This window comes from Streptomyces sp. NPDC002793 (assembly GCF_040295485.1).
In the GTDB taxonomy this organism is placed as follows: Bacteria; Actinomycetota; Actinomycetes; order Streptomycetales; family Streptomycetaceae; genus Streptomyces.
In genome coordinates this window covers 1-4,411 of record NZ_JBEOVL010000114.1, presented here as the reverse complement: position 1 = coordinate 4,411, position 4,411 = coordinate 1, and the positions used below count along the sequence as shown (strand labels likewise).

1 protein-coding gene and 1 pseudogene are annotated in these 4,411 nt (G+C 64.6%); one reads left to right on the top strand and one right to left on the bottom strand.

Annotated features, from left to right (window positions below; translation table 11 throughout):
• Positions 1–2,605, top strand: a pseudogene (locus tag ABT001_RS35745) (hypothetical protein); the annotation flags it as partial.
• A 24-nt stretch (positions 2,606–2,629) separates the two neighbouring features.
• Here the strand turns inward: ABT001_RS35745 and ABT001_RS35740 are convergent.
• Positions 2,630–3,882, bottom strand: a protein-coding gene (locus ABT001_RS35740; protein WP_351285853.1) for an IS3 family transposase whose coding sequence is annotated in 2 segments (ribosomal slippage) — positions 2,630–3,600 and positions 3,600–3,882 — 1,254 coding nt in all. Because the reading frame shifts where the segments join, the coding sequence is not laid out codon by codon here.
• Positions 3,883–4,411 lie beyond the last annotated feature (529 nt).

Genomic DNA, 4,411 nt, shown 5'->3' with positions numbered 1-4,411 from the left:
GAGCTTGATGGGGAAGTTCGAGAATCCTCAATCGCACATCGTCATCACCTCCGACCATCTCCAGCAGATCGCAGACGTACTGACCCCCTACCTTCACCCCGGCGTCAGCACGCGTCGGGAGCAGGTCACTGCCGACGGCAGTGACCTGGACGACGAGTTGGCATCGTCCGATGCGATGCCGGCAGTGTCGTACGGGCAGGCTGGTACGCCATTGCTGATCCAACCCACCGCTGGGCGTTCGGGTCTTCCAGCGGCGAGAGGCGTGGACTTCGAAGGGCAAGGGGGCGAGGTCGAGTCTTCGAGTGTGCAGGGTGAGTACGCTTGGTCGGATTCGGGTGGGTCGGCTCAGCGGTTGGTCGAGGCCCTTGACGCGTGGCGGCCTTCGGACACGGAGTCTGACGTGGAGTCGGTTGCAGCGTTCGATGGTGCTTCGGTCGGTTCCGGGGTCTTGGATGCGTCGTCGAGTCTGTCGAAGCCGCCGAGTCTGACGATGTCGTGGGCTGATGAGTCCCCGATGTGGGATGTGATGCCTGAGGTGGGGGCGGCGCCTCTGGTTCGTGACCCCTGGTGGAAGGTGCCCAGTTGGGGTGAGCGCGTGGTTCGGAACACGCTGGAGGGTTGGTGGCTCGGCCTTCGCGGGCCAGGCCGCGTGCCGGCCTCTGGGGAGGAGCATCCGGCTGCCCATGAACTCGTCCACGGATTCGGTGTCCGTGACGACGATGCCCCGCCGCAGGCCCTGCTCACGCCTGGCGGGCGTGGCAAGCAGGTGCTCTCTGCGGGTGAATCGAGCCTGATGGGCGAATTCGTGATCTTGGACACGGAGTCTGACGTGGAGTCGGTTGCACTGTTGAAGTCGTCGAGGTCGTCGGCTGGTGGATCCCCGTCGTTGCAGGTGCTGGAGGTGGGGGCGGCGCCTCTGGTTCGTGACTCCGGGTGGAAGATGCCCAGCTGGGGTAGGAACGTGGTCCGGAACAAGGTGATGGGTTGGCTCGGCCTTCGCGGGCCAGGCCGCGTGTCGGCCTCTGGGGAGGAGCCGGGCCAGGGTGTGGCGGTGCCTGCTGCGGGGCGTCTGGCCGAGTCCGGTGAAGTGGTGCCGTCGGCGGATTCCCCGTCGGCTGGGACGTCACAGGCCCCTCAACCCACCAGCGTGGATCCGGCGCTGGCGAGACGCAGTTTCGAGTCGGGTGAGCTTGCCCATTCGGTTGCGTCCGGCGGCGGCGGTCGCTTTGATCACCCGTCGGCTTCGAGTGAGCGTGATCAGACTGAGCAGACCCGCCGTGTTCCGACGGAGCCGCATGGCGCGGATGTCCGGAGTGGTACGGGGCGTGCCGCCAGTGAGAGCGGAGAGGGTATCGGTGATGCCCTCACGGGGAGTGGGGGGGCCGTAGGCGCCGATGTGAACCAGGTGTCGCCCGCCGACGTCACCGCCGGCGCTGCCAGTCCTGCACGCAGTGTCCGTGGCCATCAGGAACCCTTGGCGGCTGGTGGTGGCACCTTGCCAGGGCAGAACCCGAACCAGACCGCAGCCGAGGAAGATCTTAGCGCGAAGATCGCAGATCTGCTGCGCTCTCCGGCTGTGCTGGAGGTCCCGGTGGAGCTCAGCGATCTGCAGGCGGCGAAGCTTCCGATCTCACAGGGAGACCGCGCTATGTGGGTACTTCAATCAACATGGCCGTTGGGGGCATTCGAACCGGCGCAACGCCAAGCCATGCTCGCCAGCAGTCCCAGGCTCTTCCGAGAGGCGGAGCGGAGATTTTCAGGCGGAACCGAGGAGCCGGAGGAGTCTTCCGGACAGGGTCCCCGGACCGATGCTGAGGGGAGTGCTGAGCACCGTCTACAGGGTTCCGTCAATGATGCTCGGCCGGTCATGGAGTCCGGCACACCGCCCGCGGGTGACTTCCGCGGAAGCCTCGACAGCTTGCCTGAGATTTCGAGTGTGTCTGGTGCGACCGATACGGACCCGGACGAACTGGCGGGGAAGCCGATTCTCCAAGTGGCGGATGAGCTACGTGTGTCGCTCGCGGATTCGATCTCGGAGTCGGACTTCGATGATCTGCGTGATGGGAGGGATCGTTGGGGTTCGGAGTCTTCGGCTGAGTTGAGTGAGTTGAGTGGGTCGGATGCGGACACTGATCTGGATCCGGTGGCGTCGGATGCGGACACTGATCTGGGTTCGTTGGCGGGGTTGGAGTTTGGATCGGACTCGTCGGATGAACTGTCGTTGTCCGGGTCGCGTGTGTCGCTTGAGGATCCGGTCTTCGTGTTTGACTTCGATGCTCTGCGTGATGGGAGGGATCGTTGGGGTTCGGAGTCTTCGGCTGAGTTGCGTGAGTTGAGTGGGTCGCGTGTGTCGCTTGAGGATCCGGTCTTCGTGTTTGACTTCGATGCTCTGCGTGATGGGAGGGATCGTTGGGGTTGGGAGTCTTCGGCTGAGTTGCGTGAGTTGAGTGGGTCGCGTGTGTCGCTCGCGGATTCGATCTCGGAGTCTGACTTCGATGATCTGCGTGATGGGAGGGATCGTTGGGGTTCGGAGTCTTCGGCTGAGTTGAGTGAGTTGAGTGGGTCGGATGGGTCGGACACTGATCTGGATTCGACGGCGGGGTGAACCGTTCCGGGTTCGGTAGAGATCTCAGATGTTGGGTGTGACCTGGGGTTTCGTGGTTGCGAGGTAGTGGTTGTTCTCGTATTCGACCGGCGGGACGTGGCCTATCTCACCGTGGAGTCGTCGGTGGTTGTACCAGTCGACGTATTCGGCGGTGGCGAGCTCGACGTCGGACAGCGTCTTCCACGGCCGCCGGGGCTTGATCAGCTCGGTCTTGAACAGCCCGATCGTGCTCTCCATCAGGGCGTTGTCGTAGGCGTCGCCGACCGAGCCGATCGAGGCGGCAATACCGGCGACGTCCAGGTGCTCGGCGAGCCGGAAACTCGTATATTGCGACCCGGCATCCGAGTGATGAATCAACTCGCCTGGCTGAACCGGATGTTGGTCACGGTCGCGCTGCCAGATCGCCATCTCCAGGGCGTCCAGCACGAAGACCGTCTCCTTCACGGTGGCCGCGGACCAGCCGACGATCCGGCGGGAGAAGGTGTCCACGACGAAGGCGACGTAGACGACACCTGCCCAGGTCTTCACGTGGGTGAAGTCCGCGACCCAGCACCGGTTCGGGGCGCCGGCGACGAAGTCGCGGTCGACGAGGTCCGGGGCCCGCCCGGTCTGGCCGCCGGGAAGCGTGGTGATCACGCGTTTGCCGCGGACCGCGCCGGTGATGCCGAGCTCGCGCATCAGGCATTCAACGGTGCAGCGGGCCACGGCCTGGCCCTGCCGGTTCAGCTCCCGCCAGATCTTCCTCGCCCCGTAGACGCGGTAGTTGGAGTCGTAGACGTGCTGGATCAGTTCCTTCAGCTCGCCGTCCCGCACGGTCCTGGCAGACGGCGCGGTCCGGCGTTTGTGATGGGCGTAGTAGGTGGCAGGGGCGATCTTGCAGTCGTGCATCGTCAGCACGCGGCAGATCGGCTCGACGCCGCCGAAGCGGCCCTTGTGCTCGTCGATGAACGCTACGAGCGTGTGTGTGGCCGGTCGAGCTCGGCCGCGAAGAAAGACGCCGCGGCCTTGAGGATCTCGTTCGCCCGCTTGAGCTCGGCGTTCTCCTTCTTCAGCCGCTTCAGCTCGGCGGACTCCTCCGTCGTCGTCCCCGGCCGGGTGCCGGCGTCGATCTGGTCCTGCCGTACCCACTTCCGCAGGGTTTCGGTTGTGCCGATGCCCAGCTTCTGGGCGACCGCTTTCATAGCGGCCCACTCGGTGTCGTACTCCGGCCGCACCTCGGCGACCATGCGGACCGCACGACGGCGCAGCTCAAGCGGGTAAGGGGAAGGACGTGCCATGACTCGATCCTCTCAAATGATCGAGTCCCTACCGAACCCGGAACGGTTCAGTCGGAAGCGGCAGGTGAGACGTTTGGTGGCACGGCCGAGGCTGCCGCGGACGTCCCGCCTGGGCGGCCGCACAAGAGTCTGCTGGCCGGGGCTGCGATCGTGGGAGCTCTTCTGGTGGAGGTGCCGCAGGCATCGGTTGGTGAAGACTCTGTGCGGCCGAACGACCTGGCGACTGACCAGGGGCCGCCGCATGGAGGACGGTGGCCGCACTGTCGGTTTCACCCAACCTGACCGTAGGTACAGGGTTTCCGCAGTAGGTTGAAGTACGCAGCGCAGAGCCTTGAAGTCCGCCCGGAGATGGGTTCAACGGGAAGGTGTCCGTAAGTACCTCTCGCTGCGGCCCAGAGCCGAAGAGGGCGCCTAGCAGGAAGCACTGAATTTTTCATGGCAATCCAGGTCTCACCGCTGGTGAACAATATGCTGTTCGTCCTTATTGGCGAGCGGTTGATGCAGGCGAATGAGGACCTGGCTCGTGACA